A 19163-nucleotide genomic window follows, 5' to 3' on the forward strand; every position below is an offset into this window, starting at 1 on the left:
ATGAGTTTACTGACATTTGCCAAGACGGCCTTGGGCTCTATGGTCAAGCAGCCGGTAACGGTGTGCTATCCGCAGGAGAAGCTCGCGGCACCCGAGCGCCTGCGCGGGCATATCGTTAACGACATGAACGTGTGCATCTGCTGTGGCATGTGCGCGCGCCGCTGCCCGGCGGGCGCACTCGCGGTCGATCGCAAGGGCGGAACGTGGTCGATCGACCCGTATGCCTGTGTGGTGTGCGGCGAGTGCATCGAAAGCTGTCCTAAACACTGCCTGAGCATGGACACCGCCCGCACTTCGGTTGCGGCGGACAAGACTCCCGCGGTAGAAACCAAGCCGGAATAGAGCCGGAATAGGGCCGGTGGGGCAAAAATGCCCCACCGGCCCCGCGCTTAAACGCGCGGTGGAGCCGCCGCGAACAAAACTATGCCGGTTTACTACGACAAATCGCCTACTCCTAACCACACCGCATGTGGTAAAACCAAAACCGCAGGTAGACGGCTTGCAGCTTTGCGAAAAAGCCACGCGTGGTCGGACGCCTTCTTTTTATCGTAGTAAACCGGCATAGTTTTGAAATGGCATCATATCGGTAACAGCCATTGATCCCCCAAGGGCGGAGGAAAACGGATCATTTTTGCCTGATGGCTCCGAGTCGCACCCGTTTTCCTGCGAAAACGCTCGTGTCTCAACTTTGGTGAGACATTTGTCTCACGCCCAAAACCGAATCTGGAACATGTGTCACCTGCCCTAATTGCGTCTTATTCCGTAACTTTAGGCTGATGCAAGGTCTGAGCCTGCGAGAAGGGAGACGCGATGAGTAAGTACACGAGGGGTCTCTTGGCGGTGATACTGGCCGTAGTGCTGGTGTTGCCGGCTGCAGCATTTGCCATGCTGCCCGAGGCCAACGCCAGGTCCAGCACCGGAATGGACGGACCGACAATGGCCGGAAAGGTTGTCGACCCCGATACCAGCGGTCGCTGGGAAATCTGGGCGGCAGGCCACGGTGGCAATAAGGTAACGACCCAAAACGTCGGCCGAATCTGGACCGACAAGACGGTCAAGGCAACCGAGGAAAACGAAGAGTCGGATTTTCTGACTACACTTTCGGCCATGTCCTCGACGTCTAATTCAACCGTGACGGTTACCACGCCGCTCGACATCGTGATGGTGCTGGATGCTTCTGGCTCAATGGATCGCGCTATGGGCGATACCGACAACACTAAGCGCATTACAGCTCTGAAGAACGCTGCCTATAGCTTTATCGATACTATTGCCAAGCAAAACGAGGGTATCGAGGGCGTGGATAGGCAACATAAGGTTGCTATCGTTAAGTTTTCGGGAGATACGACCAAAAAGGTCGGTAATGATACCTATCGCGCTGACGGCTACACCTACAACTACTCGCAGGTGATGTCGGGCCTGACCGATTGCTCCGGCCCCGGCGTGACTGATCTTAAGAAAACAATTAAGGCTATTAAGCCTGCCGGCGCCACGCGTGCCGACTATGGTCTAGAACTGGCCGAGGGCATCACTTCTGGTCGCGCGGACGCCAAGAAGATTGTTGTGTTCTTTACCGACGGCACGCCAACGAAAGTTGACAAGTTTGACCCTGGCGTCGCCAACGATGCTGTGACGGCTGCCAAGAATATGAAGGACAGCAAGGCTGCCGTCTATACCATCGGCATCTTTGACGGTGCGAACCCCAGCGCCAGTATCCAAGATTCGAATACAAGCCAAGAAAACAAGTTCATGCAGGCCGTTTCGAGCAACTATCCCAATGCCACGGCATGGAACGCTCACGGCACGCGTGCGGAAAACTCCGACTACTATAAGTCGGCGACCAATGCCGAAGAGCTCAAGAAGGTCTTCGATGACATCTCTCAGGCCATCACATCGGAGCCGCCTTATCCGACCGAAATCCATAAGGGCTACGACGAGACCAAGTCCGGCTACATCACGTTTACCGACGAGCTAGGCGACTTTATGCAGGTCGACGGATTTGCCGAAGTCGTCATCAACGGCACGCCGTTTACCAAGGCGAGCAAGACGGTCAACAAAGAGACCAATACCGACACCTACGAGTTCGCCGGCAAGGCAAAAGACCTGCTCATTACCGTGCAGCGCGCCGGCGATGACAATCCCCAGAAGGGCGATATCGTAACGGTCAATATTCCTGCGTCGTTGATTCCGCTGAGTCACTTTAAGACCGTAGACGGCAAGCTTTCGGTCGACAGCGTTAAGCCCATTCAGGTGAAGTATGCCTCGAGCGTGAAGAGGGACGCCCTCGATAACCTGTTTACGCCTGAGAAGGTCGCGGGACTCAAGGACTACATCGAGAACAATACGACTGCCGTTGACGGCACCAAGACCGTGAGTTTCTACGCGAACAAGTGGAGCGGTGGTGCGTTGGGTGATACGGTCGCGACCTTTGAGCCGGCCGACACCAACCGCTACTACTACTTCCAGAAGCAGACTCCCATTTACACGGACAAGGGCTGCACGCAGCCTGCAAAGAATTCGCTGACAGATACCGGCACCTATTACTACAAGGATGAGTTTGAGGAGCAGGGCTCGAACGGCGAGGCCAAGCCCGCCACCGCCGTCATCGAGTTCATCGGTGGCGACGCTACCAAGTTTGACGGCGCTATAGTTGCCGACAAGGACGGAAACCTGTCGTTTAGCGTGGGAACCGCGCGCCTGGCCTTTATCGATGAGCTCCACACCACCAAGAAGAGCGTGGGCGGCAACAACACTGGTACCGCGACCGACGTTCTCAACCCCAAGTGGAATAACGTGTCCGCCAAGGCGACCGCGACGCATGTCAATTCCTACCTGGGCAACAACGGTAAGATCAGCTTTGCGTATGACATGACGCCGGCAATGGTGAACACCAAGGCCAGCTTTGGTCTGACCAAGGTGCTCGAGGGTCGCGACCGGACGAATGCTGACGCGTTTGAGTTTGGCCTGACGTCCGAGAACGGCGCCCCGATGCCTGCGACTACGACTGCGATCGTGCGCAAGGCCGACCTGGACGCCCGGGGCAAGGCTGCCATCGACTTCGGTACGATCGAATACACCAAACCTGGCACGTACGTCTATAAGGTCAGTGAAAAGCACGCCGGGACCACGATTGACGGCATCGCCTACAGCGGTAACGTCGCGGAGATCACCGTGACGGTGAGGCCCAATAAGAAGGGCGAACTGAGCGCTGACGTGAAGGTGACCTCGGGTGAGACCGAGTTCAAGAACGTCTACGCTTCGGATCCTGTTGAGTCCAGCGTTACCGACCAGATTGCCGTGGCCAAGTCCCTGACCGGGCGCGACTTGGCGGAAGGCGAGTTCAGCTTTGAGCTGCTCGAAGTCATGGGCAAGGAAGTTAAGCCTGTCGAGACCGTTGCAAACGGCGCCGACGGCAAGGTGACGTTCAGCGCCATCAAGTACACCGAGATCGGCCAGCATACCTATAAGCTGCGCGAGGTCAAGGGCGACGCCGGCGGCATCACCTACGACAATACGGTCTACACTGTCGTGACGACCATTGCCGATAACGGCAAGGGCCAGCTGGTCGCTACGCACGAGCTGGGGGGCGCCAAGGACGTCAAGAACATCGAGTTCAAGAACGCCTACACCACGAATGCTGCCGAGGCATCGCTTGCGGGCATCAAGAACCTGCAGGTCGCCGACGGCTTGACCCCGGCTGACATTGCCGGCAAGTTCACCTTTACCGTGACCGGTGAAGAGGGCGCACCCATGCCCGCGAATGCGAGCGTGACCAATGATGCCAAGGGCAAGGTCGACTTTGGCAAGATTGCCTTTACGCTCGACGACCTTAACAAGGCTCTGGGCGAGAAGCCCGAGAAGCGCGAGCACACCTTTACCTATACCGTGACCGAGTCCGGCGAGGTCGCTGGCGTGACCAACGACGCCAAGCTGTCGCGCGAGGTTTCCTTCACCGTGACCGATGACGGCAAGGGCAATCTGAGCGTATCCTGCAAGCCGGACGGCGATGTGGCATTTACGTTCACCAATACCTATAACGTGACGCCTGTCGAGACGAGCGTCACCGACCAGATCACCGCGAACAAGGTCCTGACCGGGCGTGAGCTTGCTGCCGGCGAGTTCTCTTTTGAGCTGGTCGAGGGCGACGAGGTTGTCGCCAAGGGCACCAACGCTGCCGACGGCACGATCGCCATGGACAAGATCGCCTACGACAAGCTTGGTAAGCACACCTACACGCTGCGCGAGGCCAAGGGCGGAACCACCAGCAAGGGCGTCACCTACAGCGACGCCAAGTACACCATCGAGACCACCATCACGGACAACGGCGACGGCACCCTCAAGGCCGAGCATGTCCTGAAGGACCCCGAGGCTGCGACCTTCAAGAACACCTACAGCGTAACCCCGCTCGATGCAGAGCTCGACTTTGACCTGAGCAAGGCCATCGACGGCCGCGAGTGGACGGATGGGGACGAGTTTAGCTTTACCATTACCGCCCCCGATGGCGCCCCGCTACCCGATCCTGCGACCGTAACCGTGAGCAAGCACGACGCGAAGGACGGCATTGCCGCCATCAAGTTCGGCAAGATTCGCTACACGGCTGCCGGAACCTACAAGTACGAGATCCGCGAGAACGCGGGTAATACGGTTGGCATGACGTATGACTCCCACGTCGCGACCGCCGAAGTGACCGTGACCGAGGGCAGCGAGGGCAACCTGACCGCAAACGTCACCAAGAAGGAAAACGGACGCTTTACCAACATGTACCGCACTGAGCTCGATTACGCCGCGGCCGGCGGCCTCAAGCTCAGCAAGACCCTCTGCGGACGTCCCATGACCGAGGGTCAATTCACCTTTACCGTGACGCCCGCCGACGATGATTCGGCTAGCGCACTTGGCCTGCTGCCCGGGGCCAACAACTTCGAGTCCCCCGCAACGATAGAGGGAACGGTCGGACTGATCGACATTCTGGCTGGTCATGAGGTTAAATTTACGCAAGCTGACGCCGGCAAGACCTTCAAGTACACCGTGGCCGAAAAGAACGACGGCCAGCCCGGTTACACCTACGATGACGCCGTACGCACGGTGACGATCGCCATCGTCGACGACACCGCCGGTACGCTCACTGCTACGACGACCGTTTCCGGTGGTCCCGAGGGCACGCATGAGACGGTCCACAAGAGTGGCGAGAACAAGGTCGAGAAGGCCCTGGTGCCGTTCCACAACAGTTACAGCGCTACGACCAACACGCCTGGTGGCACCGCTGCTCAGGTCGTTGCCACCAAGACTCTGACCGGTCGCCCGATGGCCGACGGCGAGTTCTGGTTCGGCATCGCCTATCAGGGTGAGCTTGTGGCATACGAAAACCTCAAGCCCAATATCGGCGGGCACGTGAGCTTTGATACGCTGCACTACGACACCAAGATGCTTGCTAATCTTGAGGCTGCTGGGCTTGCTTATCGTACCGATAAGGACGGCAAGCTTGCCTGGACCATTAACTACACGGCCTACGAAGATTTATTCGGGCTGCCGAATGGCGTTTCCGCTACAACGTGGAGCTTTGGCTTTAAGGTTATCGTCGTCGACAACGGTGACGGTACCCTGACGGCGACGGTCGACTACGGCGGCGTCGAGCCCTTGTTCGAGAACGTCTACGGCGCCGACGCCGTGGATGCCGCGCTCACCGGTACTAAGAAGCTCCAGGTTGCCGAGGGCCTGACCCCGGCCGACATCACGGGTAAGTTCACCTTTACCGTGACCGCCGACGAGGCAGGTGCCCCGATGCCCGAGCGCACGACCGTAACCAACGACGCAGCCGGTAACGTGGACTTTGGCAAGATCCACTTTACGCTCGAGGACCTCAACCGCGCTCTGGGCGTGACGGACGATGCGACCGATAAGGCCGAGGCGGACGAAGCTGACGAGGCCGAGGCCGACGAGGCAGAGGCTGAAGAGGCCGACCCCGCCGCTGACGCCAATGTCGACGAGTCCGAGCCTGCGGCCCCCACCGCTCCGCGCTCGCACACCTTTGCCTATACGGTGACCGAGACCGGCAGCGCCCCTGGCGTGACCAACGATGCCAACGCCACGCGCAAGGTTTCCTATACCGTGACTGACGACGGCGCCGGACATCTGAGCGTCAAGCGCGAAGGCGACGACGGTGCTGCCTTCACGTTCACCAACACCTACAGCGTAACGCCTACCGATTCGTCCGTGACCGATCAGGTCAAGACGGTCAAGCGTCTGACCGGACGCGACCTTGCAGTCGGCGAGTTCACGTTCGATCAGCTCGAGGACGACGTGGTTGTCGCAAGCGGCACCAACGACGCCAACGGCACTGTGACACTGAGCCCGATCCGCTACGAGGCGCCCGGCACGCACACGTACACGCTGCGCGAGGCTTGCCCCAATGCGCTCGGCCTGTACAAGGGCGTCACCTATGACGGTACGACCTACACCGTCGTGGCCACCGTCTCTGACAACGGCGATGGCACGCTGGCCGTGACGCACAAGCTCGAGGGAACCACCGAGTCGGCTGGTTTTACCAACAAGTATCACGCCATGCCCACCCAAGTCTCCATCGGCGCCATCAAGGTGCTCGAGGGACGCGAGCTCAAGAAGGACGAGTTCAGCTTTAAGTTCGTTGGCGAGGGCATCGAGTCCACCGTCACCAACGATGCCGACGGCAAGATCAACTTCGACAAGTTCGAGTACGACGAGCCCGGAACGTACGTCTACACCATCAGCGAGGTCAAGGGCGACGAGACCGGTATGACTTATGACAAGTCCGTCTTTACCGCGACCGTCAACGTGGTCGATGACGGCGAGGGCAGCCTCAAGGCAAGCGTCGCCTTTGCCAAGGGCGACAAGAGCGTCGAGGGTATCGTGTTCAACAACACGTACAAGAAGCCCGAGACGCCCGTGCCGACGCCCGATCCCGGCACGCCCAAGACCGTGACGAATATCGTCAAGACGGTCAAGGGTTTCCTGCCCACCACGGGTGACCAGCAGGCCGCCGCTCTGCTTATGACATTTGTCATCGCCATGGCCGGCGTCGGAGCCCTGGTCTGGGGTATCCGTAAGCGCTAGGCACGTCGACAGCGCCCGGGGCCAAAAGGCCCCGGGCGGCCGGCAGGGCTAAATCCCGACCTACTCCTACCCCCAGCCGCCACGGAGGCATCTCCCTCCTCCGTGGTGGCGCTTTTGTGCGTTGGGGAGGAGGGCGCGCCACGAAACCGGCCCATCTACTACGTTTAGCCCCTTACCCCCAACCATGCCGAAAAGCGCAAAAGCAAAACCGCAGGTAGAACGCCTGCGGTTTTGTTCAAAACGAAGGTATGGTCAGGGGTATCGAGTCAAACGTAGTAGATGGGCCGATTTCGTGGCGGGCGGTTTCGGCTGATCCATTGGGGACGGAGGAAAACGGCTCATTTTGGTCCCGCGAGGCTGGCGGAGACACTCGTGCAGGGCCGCCCGAACAAAACTATGCCGGTTTACTACGATGAATCCGAGATTCCTGACCACACCCGCATTTTTGCAAATATCGCAAGTGTTCTACCTGCGGTTTTGTAAGTGCGCAATTTGCCGTGGTCGGAGATATGCGGTTCATCGTAGTAAACCGGCATAGTTTTGAAATGGCATCAAATTGGCGGCAGCCAGCGGCTAGCCTCGCAGATAGGCGATGGCGATTTGGGTGCGGTTGCGCAGGCCCATTTTGGCAAGGATTGAGCTGATGTGGTTGCGCACGGTGCCTTCGCCCATATAGGCGGTGGCGGCAATCTCCTTGTTGTCGAGGCCGCGGGCGATGAGCTCTGCGACTTCGAACTCGCGGTCGGTCAGGCTGACAAAGGCCGCGGGCCGGCGGGTCGTGCCCGCCTCGACGCCCGTTCCGTCAAAATCGATGTCCTCGATCGCCTTTCCCTCGAGCACGCGTTTGCCATTCATGACCTGCGCCAACGCTGGCGGAATGGCGGCGACATCGGTTTTAATCAGGTAGCCGCGGGCGCCCAACTTGAGCGCCGACACAATGTACTCGTCATCCGAAAACGTCGTCAGAAACACCACGCGCGCCGCGGGATCGCGCTCAAGGATTTCGCGTGCCGCCGAAAGTCCGTCGCGCTTCGGCATCTGGATGTCGAGCAGTGCGATGTCGGGTGCGTGCTCGGCGTAGAGCGCGACCGCGTCGTCGCCGTCGGCACCGGTGCCCACCACCTCTATCTGCGGCTGAGCGCCCAGGATAATCTTGAGTGAATCGACCACCAGATGGTCGTCGTCGACAACTATGAGCCTCATCGGCCCTCATCTCCTTGCTGCTTGGGAATGGTGGCAAACACGCGCCATCCGGAGGCGCCGACTCGCGAGCCGGCAGTGAAAGTGCCGCCAAGTGCCTCGACACGCTCGCGCATGGAGGCGAGCCCCATACCCCCTGTGGCGCTGCGGGCGCCTGTTCGAACCCCGCCCGTTCCATCATCGGTAACGATGAGCTGGTAAAACGATGGGTGCTCCATGCACCGCACGGTAATGGTTTTGGCATGGGCGTGGCGCATGGCGTTGGAAAGCGCCTCGCGTAGCACTGCCGCAAAGCAGTTGGCGACGTTGGCGGGTGTATGCTCGGCCAAAACCTCAAGCTCAATCTGCGGACCGCTGTCCGAGCGTGCGCCTTCAACGATGCGCTCGAGCTGCACGGAGAGGTCAGTCGCATTGTCGTTGAGCGCGTGGACGCTGGCGCGCACGAGTTGGAGCGCCTCGTCAACCGTGCGTTTGACGTCGGTGAAATCGGCGGCAACCCTGGGCTCGTCGGCGTGCACGACGCGCAGGGCCTCGGCCTGCAGCGAGGCGCGCGTGAGCTGGTGGCCGACGTTATCGTGGATCTCGCGCGCGATACGGGCTCGCTCGGCGAGTGTCGCGAGTTCGACTTCGTAGTCCTGGCGGTCAGCAAGATCGCGGTTGCGCGCCTCGAGCGCGAGGGCTCGTTCCTGCAGCTCGTCGCGGGTACGGCGCATGCGCTGCTGCTCGCGCTCCAACTGGGCGGTACGTAGCGATAACAAGGCGGCGGCGACCGAAAGGATGGAGGTCAGCAGGAGCGTTCGGACGGTAAGCGCGTCGGTGCGAAGGTCCGCGACGAGCGCAAAGGCAAAGACGGAGCCAATGCCCAGTACGACCCAGGCGTGCTCACGGCGCACGCGCCGCGCGATGTCATAGAAGGCGAGAGGCGCAAACGGCACAAACGGCGGCACGAAGACAGCCGCGATGATGTAAGCGTAGCTCGCGGCCTCGCTCGCACGGCGGGCGCGGTTTCTCTGTGCGACCTCGGCCAGTGAGGTGGCAATAACGCCAAGGCAAAACGCCGCGACCAGGTGAGCGTCCACAGCAAGGCCCATGGCGGCCGCAATACAGCACGCCAGAACGATTGATTTGTCGAAAAGCCTGTTCATACGGGTATTGTACGCGAAGCCGCGCGTGGTGGAGGGACCGCCTGCGCAACCGTGACATTCCTCCCACGCGGCAAAGCGGGGACATCGGCAGGCCGCACGGCCAAGCTCCGCACTCGTGACAAAGCTCACTGGCGCGCGCCGGCGGCTCCTGCGATGATGCAATCGTACCGGGCCGCAATCAACAGAAGGGCCGCCTCATGACAGACATCGTCCACGTCGAAAACCTCGTCAAGCGCTATGACGACCTTATTGCGCTCGACCACTTTAACCTGAGCATCGCCCCCGGCGAGATCTTTGGCCTGCTGGGCCCCAATGGCTCGGGCAAGACCACGTCCATCAACTGTATTCTGCAGCTGCTCGCCTACGACAAGGGCACCATCGAGCTGTTCGGCGAGCCCATGACGCCCGCCCGCTACGACCTCAAGCGCCGCATCGGCGTGGTCCCGCAGCAAGTTGCGGTGTTTGACGAGCTTACCGTGCGCGAGAACATCGACTATTTCTGTAGCCTCTACGTTAACGACCGCAAGCGCCGCCGCGCGCTGGTGGACGAGGCGATCGACTTTGTCGGGCTGGGCGACTTTACCAAGTTTCGCCCCGGCAAGCTCTCGGGCGGCCTGGCGCGTCGCCTCAACATTGCCTGCGGCATTGCGCACAAGCCCGAGCTCATCTTCTTTGACGAGCCTACGGTGGCAGTCGACCCGCAGAGTCGCAACGCCATCCTGGAGGGCATCTGCCGCTTGCGCGACGAGGGCGCCACGGTGGTGTATACCAGCCATTACATGGAGGAAGTCGAGCAGATTTGCAGCCGCATCATGATCATGGACGGCGGACGTGTGCTGGCGCAGGGCACCAATGACGAGCTCAAACGCATGATTCAAATGGGCGAGCGCGTGACTGTCGAGGTCGGCGCCGTCGAGACCGCCACGGTCGAGCGGCTGCGCGCCCTTGAGCACGTGCTTTCGGTTGAGCTGTCCGGCGGCGAGCTCGTCTGCACCTGCGAAGCGAGCCCGCACAATTTGGTCGACATCCTCGACACGCTGCGCGCCGCCGATGTGGCGCTCGGCCGCGTGTGGAGCGAGCCGCCGACCCTCAACGACGTGTTCCTCGAGATCACCGGCCGCGAGCTGCGCGACTAGGGGGCAGTCATGTTCAACACCATCATCACCACGGTCAAGACGCTGCTGCGCCGGCCGAGCACGTGGGTTTGGGGCGCTCTCTTTCCCATCGCGCTTTCCACGATGTTCATGTTTATGTTTGCGAACCTCAGCTCCGACGGCACGGTCGATCCGGTGCCGGTTGCCATCGTGGCGGACGAGGCCTGGGATGCCTCGACCTTTAAGGACGTGGCGACGTCGCTTGCCAAGGAGGGCGACGACCAACTGCTCGAGATCCACGAGTGCGACGACGCAGCCGACGCGAGCCGTGCGCTTAAGGCCGGCGAGGTCGCGGGCATCTATACGGTCGACGACGCGGGCACGCCCAAACTCACGTTGCTTTCGAGCTACGACAGCTCGCGTGCCTCATCGGTGCTCACCGACCGCAGCATTCTGGAGACGGTGGCAAGCTCGTATACGCAAAACGCCGAGCTCATGTCCCAGATTGCCCAGGACAACCCGGCGGCGCTCGCCGACCCGGAGGCGGTTGCGCGCGCCCTGTCGCTCGAGGGCGGCACCCGTCGCGTGAGCCTGACGCGCACCACGCCCGATGGCACGGTCATCTACTACTACGCGCTCTTTGGTCTGGTGGCGATGATGTCTGCCGAGTTTGCCGCCTTGAGCGTCGTCGATTTGCAGCCCAATCTGTCGGGCCTTGGCGCGCGTCGCTGCGTGGGCGGTCTTTCCAAGACGGCGTCGCTGGCCGGCATCTTTGTCGGCTCGTGGCTGGTTTCCTTCGCCTCGATGGCGATCGCAATCGGCTACGTGCGCCTGGTCGTGGGTGTCGACTTTGGCGGGCGCGAGGGGCTGTGCCTCGTCGGCGCCGCCGCTTCCGCGCTTGCCGCCACGGGCTTGGGGCTCTTTGTGGGCACTCTGCCCGTTAAGGGCGGCAAGGCGTCCAAGTCGGGCATCCTCACGGGCTTTGCCACCACGTGCGCCCTGTTCGCCGGCCTCTACGGCGAGCCGGCGATGGCGCTTGCCGACGACGTCGCCCGCGCCTGCCCGGCCGAGTGCTGGCTCAACCCCGTCAAGCTCATCTGCGACATGTTCAACCGCCTGTATTTCTTTGAGGACTTGGATCCTTTTGCCGTTCGCGCCGGCGCACTGGTCCTCATGGCACTGCTGTTCGTTGCCGCCGCCACGCTGATCTTTGGAAGGAGCCGCTATGAGCACCTTTAAGACCGCGCTTCGCATGGCGCTCGCTCACCCGTTCTACCTGCTCATCTACACGGTGTTCATTTCGCTGATGGGCGTATTCATCGCGGCATCGGTGAGCTGGAACTCGTCGCAGCTCACCGAGTACAAGCCCTACGACGCCAACGTGATCGTGGTCGACCGCGATGGCAGTGATCTTTCACGTGCGCTCACCAAGCACCTAGGTTCGCGGTTTGACCTGGTCACGGGCGTCGGCGATGACACGTACGACCTTGCGGACGCGCTCTCCAAGAGCAACAGCGCCAAGGGCAGCGCCGACTGCGTGTTCTTTATCCCGGAGGGGTTCGAGGACGACCTGGTCGCGGCTGCCCGCGCGGGGGAGTCCCTGCCCAAGCTCGATGTGACCTACGGTGCCGGCACCATGGCGGCGGCGCTTTCGTCTGCCGAGGCTTCGCGCTGGATCTCGCTCGCGGGCGCTGCAGCCGCACTTGAGCCCACTGCCTCCAACGGCGACGTTGCCAAGGCCGCCGAACATGCCGCTGCAAAGCGCGCGGAGGTCCAGATCGAGCGGGTCAAGGTCGACTCGGCTGCTGCCGCCACGCTCGAGTCGTACTTCAACTTTGGCGCGTACGCGATTATCTCGTCGGTCATCGTGTCGGTGGGCTTGGTGTTTTCGGGCATGAACGAGCCCGAGCGCGTGCGCCGCATGGATGCCGGCCCAATCTCCGATCGCCAGCGTTCGCTTGCCGTGTTTGCGGCCGCCGCCGTGCTCACCGTCTGTATCTGGTTTGTGTCGAGCATGATGGGCGTCGTGGGCTTTGCCAGCGCGGTTGCCGAGGTCGGCGTGGGCCGCGTGTGCCTGGCGCTGGCGGCAACGTTTGCCCTAGCGCTGACGCCACTGGCCGTTGGCTTTACGCTGTCGAGCCTGGGCGCGCGCGAGGAGCTGCTCAACGGTGTGGGCAACCTGCTTGGCATGCTCATGACGTTTTTGGGTGGCGCCTGGATGCCGCTGTCGCTCATGGGTTCGGCCGTGCAGACCGTGGCGCACTTTGTGCCGACATATTGGGTGAACGACGCGATCGGCAAGGCGCTCGCCGCGGACCTGACGTCCACCGTGCTGGGCGACATCGCCTGCGACCTGGGCGTCACCGTGCTCTTCGCCGCCGCCATCGCCGCCGCAGGCCTGGCCCTCTCACGCACCAAATCCCGCGCCTAGCCTGAAATAAAATCCAGGCCACGCCCCAAAATAGTTCGCCAAGGTTTACTATTACGCTCATAAAGTAGTACGAGGCTAACAATGGGGGATGCCATGGCAACGCAGAAAACCTACGTCCAGGTTAAGGATCTCAAAAAGCACTACGGCGATGGAGATGCACGCCTGACGGTACTCGATGGCATCAACACGTCTATCAACCGCGGCGAGATCTGCGTCATGCTGGGGCCTTCGGGCTCGGGCAAGTCGACCTTTCTCAACCTGATCGGCGGCCTGGAGGATGCTGACGCCGGCTCTATTCTGGTGGACGGCTGCGACCTCACCACGCTCAACGCCGGCGACCTGGGCGAGTATCGCCGCCGCGAGCTGGGCTTCGTGTTCCAGTTCTATAATCTGGTGCCCGACCTCACCATCAAGGAGAACATCGAGGTCACGGCGCACCTGTCCAAAAACCCGCTCAACATCGACGACCTGCTGCGTTCGCTGGGCCTTTACGAGCACCGCAACAAGTTTCCGCGCCAGGTTTCGGGCGGCCAGCAGCAGCGCTGTGCCATCGGCCGCGCACTCGTCAAAAACCCGGGCCTGCTGCTGTGCGACGAGCCCACGGGCGCACTTGACTACAAGACGTCCAAGGAAATCTTGCAGCTCATGGAGGATGTCAACCGCACCTACGGCTGCACCATCATCATTGTCACCCACAATGCCGCCATCGCGCGCATGGCCAATCGCGTGCTGCGCCTGCGCGACGGGCGCATCGTCGAGGATGAGCTCAACGAGTCGCCCGTCGCAGCCGCCGAGCTCGATTGGTAGGCGGCGCCATGACACCTCTCGCAAAACGTCTCCCGCGCGAGCTGCGCCGCAATATCGGCAAGTACCTGGGCATCTTTTTGCTTATGTGCGGAAGCATCGCCCTTACCTCGGGCTTTTTGCTCGCAGCGCATTCCATCGGCTGCCTTATCGACGACATGCGCGATGCGTACACGATTGAGGACGGCCGCGTGACCACCTCCTTCGAGGCTACCGACGATCAACTCAAGGCCGCCGAGGATGTTGTCAGTGACGTCGGCGGCGTCACGCTCTATAAGAATTTCTCCATTGACGCCGTCATCAAAAAGACCGCCGGCGACGACGGCACCAAGCGCACGCTGCGCACCTATGCGCACCGCGCTAAGGTGGACATTGCGTCCTACTGTGAGGGCAAGGAGCCCAAAACGGACGATGAGGTGGCAATCGACCGTGTCTTCGCCACCAACAACGACCTCGCCGTGGGCGATAAGGTCGAGCTCGAGGGTCGTACCTACACCATCTGCGGCATCATGACCCAGCCCGATAGCCAGGCGCTGTTCCTCAACAATTCGGACTTTACGGTGAACACCATCACCTATGGCGTGGCCGAGATCAGCGACGCCGGCTTTGCCGCGCTCGAGGACGCTGGCGGCGCGCCCGCCTACACCTATTCCTTTACCTTTACCGATCGCGATCTCTCCACTGCAGATCGCATCGATGCGGAGCAGGATATGGTCGAGGCGCTGACCGACGCCGATGCGCGCGTGGACGATCTGATCGATGCCGATTCCAACCAGGGCATTGGCTATGCGCGCGACGACGTAGACGGCGACTCCATGATGTGGATGACGCTGCTCGACATCATCATCGTGATCATGGCGTTCGTCTTTGTGGTCCTTACCGACGCCACCATCGAGGAGGAGAGCGCCATCATCGGCACGCTGCTCGCCAGCGGCTATCGTCGACGCGAGATCGTCCTGCACTACCTTGCGCTTCCCGCTACCGTGGGCGTGATCGCGGCGCTTTTGGGCACTGCGCTCGGCGTTGTGTTCTTTACCGAGCCCATGCGCAGCCTCTATTACGGTTCGTACAGCCTGCCTCCCTTCCAGGTGTACTGGAGCTGGGGGATCTTTGTGAAGTGCGCCGTGGTTCCCGCCGCTGCGCTCATCCTCATCACGCTGGCGGGTCTGCTTCGCAAGATGGGCAAGACGCCGTTGCAGTTTCTTCGCCACGAGGCGAGCGGCAAGTCTGGCACCAAGCGCGGCTTGCAGCTGCCGGAGCGCATGGGTTTTGTCTCGCGCTTCCGCCTGCGCATCTTCCTGCGCAACCTGGGCAACTTCGCCACGCTCTTCGTGGGCATTGCGTTTGCCTCGCTGCTGCTGCTCTTTGGCCTGGCGATTCTGCCCACGATGACGCACTACGCGGACAACTTGGAGACAAGCCTTGTCGCCGAGCACCAGTACACGCTCAAGGCTCCGCTGGAGCTTGAGGGCACCGCCGAGGAGCGTGAGCAGTGGGCGGCGCTCGAGCGTCTGCAGTCGGTGGACGGCGCGCTGCTTTCCGCCGCCCGGGATGCCGATGATGAGCTTGACGACGCGGCCGATGCGGCGCAGGCGGCAGCCGATGCCGCGACCGCATCTCCGTCTGCCGAGAGCTTGGCTGCGGCGCAGGACGCGCTTGTCAAGGTCCAGGACAAGAAGGATGCGCTCTACGCGCGCCTTGATGATCTTGCCGATGCCCTCGGCTGCGACCGCGATGAGGCCATCGACCTGATTGACAAGGCCTCTAAGATTGACACTGACAACGACGATATCCACCCGGTCAACACGATCGACAACGGTGCAGGCGCAATCGCGCAGGCCGAGAAATACGCCGTCTACCAGCTGCAATACGATCGCGGCGACGGAAATGGGCAGGAGACGATTTCCGTCTACGGCATCTCGCCCGATTCGCGCTATTGGAAAGACCTCAACGTCGGCGACGGACGCGTCGTCTTTGGCGGCGGTCTGCTCGATAAGTTTGGCTGGAGCGAGGGCCAGAAGGTCACGCTCAGCGACAAGTACGAGGGCAAGAATTATTCCTTTGAGTACGTGGGCAAGGACTGCGTTTGGGGCTCTAAGTCGGATATGAATGTCTATATGAGCATCGACGACTTTAACGAGCTGTTCGGCAACGACGCCGCCTACTTTAACGGCTATGTGAGCGACGAGAAGCTCAACCTCGATGCTCGTTACTTTGCCGGCGACACCACGCCCGACGACATGCGCGCCGTGGGCGACCAGTTCATCGGCATGATGAGCAAAATGATCGGCATGATGGTTGGACTTGCGGTGTTCATCTTCCTGCTGTTTATGTACCTGCTGACCAAGGCGGTGATCGACCACAGCGCCCGTTCGATCAGCTACATGAAAGTCTTTGGCTATCGCGATAGCGAGATCTCGCATCTGTACATCCGCTCGATCACGCTGTGCGTGGTGGCGTCGCTCGTGCTGAGCCTGCCGGTCATTATTGGCTCGCTCACGGCCATCTTCCGCTCGATGCTGCTCGCCTACAACGGCAATATCGAGATCTACGTGCCCGCTTGGTCCATGGCGGCGTGCGCTGGAATCGGCTTTGCGACCTACCTGGTCGTGGCACTGCTGCACACGCGCTCCATCAAGCACGTCAGCTTGGCCGAAGCCCTCAAAGTGCAGGAGTAGCCATCGGGGGACAGTCCTTGCCATTCGTCGGCTCGCCGGCCGGCTGGCAAGGACTGTCCCTAACTGCCGGGCGGCGAAAGAGTGTCCCTTGCGACTGGTCATTTAAGTCTGTCCCCAATGACTAGGTGCCGTACTTGACTTTAACTCTGCTTTAACTGGTACCATCCTCTATGTCTGTAACGCCATATAGACCGAGGGGATATATCTATGACCGCAACTGCACCCGTAGCACCCGCTAAGGTGTACTTCACCAACCTGCGCACACATGCTCGCGAGAGCCAGCTCGACAAGCTCAAGCGCCTCATCCGTCGCGCCGGTATTGAGCAGATCGACTTTGAGAACAAGTTCGTCGCTATCAAGATTCACTTTGGCGAGCTGGGCAACCTGAGCTTTTTGCGCCCCAACTACGCCCGCGCCGTCGCGGACGTGGTGAAGGAGCTGGGCGGCAAGCCCTTCCTCACTGACTGCAATACGCTCTATGTCGGTAGCCGCAAAAACGCGCTCGAGCACATCGACACCGCCTACCAGAACGGCTTTACCCCGTATGCCACGGGTTGCCAGATCATCATCGCCGACGGCCTCAAGGGCACCGACGAGGCGCTCGTCCCGGTCGAGGGCGGCGAGTACGTGCACGAGGCTAAGATCGGTCAGGCGCTCATGGATGCCGATATCGTGATCAGCCTCACCCACTTTAAGGGCCATGAGCAGGCCGGCTTTGGCGGCGCCATGAAGAACCTGGGTATGGGAGGCGGCAGCCGTGCCGGCAAGATGGAGCAGCATGCCGCCGGCAAGCCGAACGTCTCGACCGAGCACTGCGTTGGCTGCCGTGCCTGCGAAAAGATCTGCGCGCACGACGCTGTCTCGTTCAACGACACCCGCGAGCGCGAGCTTGCCAGCGGTGCTACTCGCACGGTGCACGTGGCCACCATCGACCACGATCGTTGCGTGGGCTGCGGACGCTGCATTGCGGCATGCAACCAGGACTGCATCAAGCCCGGCTATGACGCCGCGGCCGACGTGCTCAACTGCAAGATCGCCGAGTATACAAAGGCCGTTGTCGACGGCCGCCCGAGCTTCCACATCTCGCTTGCCATGGATATCAGCCCCAACTGCGATTGCCATCCCGAAAACGATACGCCCATCGTCAACGATATCGGCATGTTCGCGAGCTTCGACCCGGTCGCCATCGACCAGGCATGTGCTGACGCCGTCATGGCATCCGAGCCGCTGCCCAACACCGAGCTCACCGATAGTGTGGCCAAGATGGAGCATAACCACGAGCATCTGGAGGGCGAGCAGGCCAAGGATCCCTTCTGCATCACGCATCCCGACACCGACTGGCGCGCGTGCATCGCGCATGCCGAGAAGATCGGCCTGGGCACGAGCGAGTACGAGCTCATTGAGGTCAAGTAACACCTGTCTATTGGACATATCAAGCGCTTTTGTAGCGCAACGTTAGCAAAAGCCGCCCGTGAGCACAGCGCTCGCGGGCGGCTTTCCGGAAGTATGCGGCAAATTTCGAGACCGCCGAGCACACGACATTTTTTGGCAACAAAACCCCTGATAAATTGTTGGTAAAACTGCGGCCTGGTCGGCAGTTCCAGATTTTGCCGCATACTTCCGAAAATAGGGGGTCAGATAAAGACCCAGACGTTGCTTTTTGCCTAAAAATACTCGTCGAGGAAGTTGTTGACCGTGTTCCAGTAGAGCTCGGGGTCAACCTGCGCACTCTTGGCGTGGGTGGCGCCATGGATAGTGAGCTTTTGCTTGACCTTGCTGGCGCACGCGTCGTAGTTTTGGTCGAGCATGTCGTACGGCACAAAGGTGTCCTGGTCGCCGTGGATAAACAGCATGGGAACCGTCGCGTGTTTGAGTTGCTCCACACTGCTCGCCTTATGAAAGTCGTAGCCCGCGCGCACGTTGCATACCAAGTTTGCTACATCGAGCAAGGGAAAGCTGGGCAGGCCGAACACGTCCTTGAGCTGCAGAGAAAACTCGTCCCAAACACTCGTATAACCGCAGTCCTCGATAATGCATTTCACGTTTGCGGGCAGAGATTCCCCCGCGACGTTCATGGCGGTTGCCGCACCCATCGACTCGCCAAAGACCAGGATGCGCGCCTCGGGGTCAGCCTGAACGATTCGCTCGATCCATGCGACGACATCGAGCCGCTCGGGCCAGCCCATGCCGATATAGTCGCCGCCGGAGCGCTCGTGGGCGCGTGCGGCGGGTGCGAGTACGTTCATGCCGCGGTCGTGGAATCGCTTGACGTATCGGGCCATACCGATGGGCTCGTTGGTATATCCATGCAGGCAGACGGCGTAGTCGTGCGTGCTCTCCGACGCAGCAAAATACCAGGCGGCAAGCTCGGTCCCGTCGTTCGCGGTGAGGCTGCTGCTCTCGCGGTTTTCCTTAAACCACGTCCGTGCCTCGCCCTCCTCGGCGTCCATCTGCTCGCCCTTTTCGGCGTCCTTGCCATCCTGCATCATCTTCATGGTGTACGGCGCTTGGGGGTTCAGGGCAAAGTCAAACAAAAAGTTGCCGGCAAACCCCAGCAGCGCGACAACGAGCACCAGCGCAACGACGCCGGCTATCTTGAGCTTTCGATGGGAACGTGCGTTTTGAGCCATGCGGTATTCTCCTATAAGATGTTAATAAATCAACATTTAATGCAAGCGCATTATGGACGTTCGCCGTTGATGCGTCAACAGGCAAAGAATGGGTAAAC

Annotated in this window: 11 protein-coding genes; 8 read left to right on the top strand and 3 right to left on the bottom strand. The window is 60.8% G+C overall.

Features of this window, described 5'->3' with window-relative positions; genetic code table 11:
* Both GDJ93_RS01285 and GDJ93_RS01290 read left to right on the top strand, forming a co-directional pair.
* Nucleotides 1-342 (top strand): 4Fe-4S dicluster domain-containing protein, encoded by a 342-nt coding sequence (locus tag GDJ93_RS01285; protein WP_152067459.1) that lies wholly within the window; start codon nucleotides 1-3, stop codon nucleotides 340-342.
* A 468-nt stretch (nucleotides 343-810) separates the two neighbouring features.
* Entirely contained in the window at nucleotides 811-7083 is a 6273-nt protein-coding gene (locus GDJ93_RS01290; protein ID WP_152067460.1) for a Spy0128 family protein, read from the top strand.
* A 573-nt stretch (nucleotides 7084-7656) separates the two neighbouring features.
* On the opposite strand, the gene GDJ93_RS01295 is transcribed toward GDJ93_RS01290, so the two are convergent.
* Both GDJ93_RS01295 and GDJ93_RS01300 read right to left on the bottom strand, forming a co-directional pair.
* On the bottom strand, nucleotides 7657-8286 hold the full coding sequence (locus GDJ93_RS01295) for a response regulator (RefSeq protein WP_152067461.1): 630 nt from the start codon (nucleotides 8284-8286) through the stop codon (nucleotides 7657-7659).
* A complete protein-coding gene (locus tag GDJ93_RS01300; protein ID WP_152067462.1) occupies nucleotides 8283-9428 on the bottom strand; it encodes a sensor histidine kinase in 1146 nt (381 codons plus the stop codon). The genes GDJ93_RS01295 and GDJ93_RS01300 overlap by 4 nt, the downstream gene beginning before the upstream one ends.
* 197 nt (nucleotides 9429-9625) lie before the next feature.
* Here GDJ93_RS01300 and GDJ93_RS01305 point away from each other — a divergent pair, with 197 nt between their 5' ends.
* The 6 genes from GDJ93_RS01305 to GDJ93_RS01330 all read left to right on the top strand — a co-directional run bounded on the left by GDJ93_RS01305 (nucleotide 9626) and on the right by GDJ93_RS01330 (nucleotide 17848).
* On the top strand, nucleotides 9626-10564 hold the full coding sequence (locus GDJ93_RS01305; protein WP_152067463.1) for an ABC transporter ATP-binding protein: 939 nt from the start codon (nucleotides 9626-9628) through the stop codon (nucleotides 10562-10564).
* Between the two features lie 9 nt (nucleotides 10565-10573).
* Entirely contained in the window at nucleotides 10574-11761 is a 1188-nt protein-coding gene (locus tag GDJ93_RS01310) for an ABC transporter permease (protein WP_152067464.1), read from the top strand.
* Complete coding sequence (locus GDJ93_RS01315; protein WP_152067465.1) at nucleotides 11748-12953, top strand: ABC transporter permease; 1206 nt, start codon at nucleotides 11748-11750, stop codon at nucleotides 12951-12953. Before GDJ93_RS01310 ends, GDJ93_RS01315 begins: the two co-directional genes overlap by 14 nt.
* A gap of 93 nt (nucleotides 12954-13046) precedes the next feature.
* Nucleotides 13047-13760, top strand: coding sequence for an ABC transporter ATP-binding protein (locus tag GDJ93_RS01320; RefSeq protein WP_152067466.1), 714 nt, complete (start codon nucleotides 13047-13049; stop codon nucleotides 13758-13760).
* Between the two features lie 8 nt (nucleotides 13761-13768).
* Nucleotides 13769-16435, top strand: coding sequence for an ABC transporter permease (locus GDJ93_RS01325; RefSeq protein ID WP_152067467.1), 2667 nt, complete (start codon nucleotides 13769-13771; stop codon nucleotides 16433-16435).
* A 207-nt stretch (nucleotides 16436-16642) separates the two neighbouring features.
* A complete protein-coding gene (locus GDJ93_RS01330; RefSeq protein WP_152067468.1) occupies nucleotides 16643-17848 on the top strand; it encodes a DUF362 domain-containing protein in 1206 nt (401 codons plus the stop codon).
* Between the two features lie 251 nt (nucleotides 17849-18099).
* On the opposite strand, the gene GDJ93_RS01335 is transcribed toward GDJ93_RS01330, so the two are convergent.
* Complete coding sequence (locus GDJ93_RS01335; protein ID WP_152067469.1) at nucleotides 18100-19065, bottom strand: alpha/beta hydrolase; 966 nt, start codon at nucleotides 19063-19065, stop codon at nucleotides 18100-18102.
* Nucleotides 19066-19163: the final 98 nt, after the last annotated feature.

The sequence above is a fragment of the Collinsella aerofaciens genome (genome assembly GCF_902501475.1).
Lineage (GTDB): Bacteria > Actinomycetota > Coriobacteriia > Coriobacteriales > Coriobacteriaceae > Collinsella > Collinsella aerofaciens_AL.

Coding starts and splice junctions, on each gene's coding strand:
- GDJ93_RS01335 (WP_152067469.1), bottom strand. CDS start 19,065: ATGGCTCAAAACGCACGTTCCCATCGAAAGCTCAAGATAGCCGGCGTC.
- GDJ93_RS01300 (WP_152067462.1), bottom strand. CDS start 9,428: ATGAACAGGCTTTTCGACAAATCAATCGTTCTGGCGTGCTGTATTGCG.
- GDJ93_RS01315 (WP_152067465.1), top strand. CDS start 11,748: ATGAGCACCTTTAAGACCGCGCTTCGCATGGCGCTCGCTCACCCGTTC.
- GDJ93_RS01330 (WP_152067468.1), top strand. CDS start 16,643: ATGACCGCAACTGCACCCGTAGCACCCGCTAAGGTGTACTTCACCAAC.
- GDJ93_RS01325 (WP_152067467.1), top strand. CDS start 13,769: ATGACACCTCTCGCAAAACGTCTCCCGCGCGAGCTGCGCCGCAATATC.
- GDJ93_RS01320 (WP_152067466.1), top strand. CDS start 13,047: ATGGCAACGCAGAAAACCTACGTCCAGGTTAAGGATCTCAAAAAGCAC.
- GDJ93_RS01290 (WP_152067460.1), top strand. CDS start 811: ATGAGTAAGTACACGAGGGGTCTCTTGGCGGTGATACTGGCCGTAGTG.
- GDJ93_RS01305 (WP_152067463.1), top strand. CDS start 9,626: ATGACAGACATCGTCCACGTCGAAAACCTCGTCAAGCGCTATGACGAC.
- GDJ93_RS01285 (WP_152067459.1), top strand. CDS start 1: ATGAGTTTACTGACATTTGCCAAGACGGCCTTGGGCTCTATGGTCAAG.
- GDJ93_RS01295 (WP_152067461.1), bottom strand. CDS start 8,286: ATGAGGCTCATAGTTGTCGACGACGACCATCTGGTGGTCGATTCACTC.
- GDJ93_RS01310 (WP_152067464.1), top strand. CDS start 10,574: ATGTTCAACACCATCATCACCACGGTCAAGACGCTGCTGCGCCGGCCG.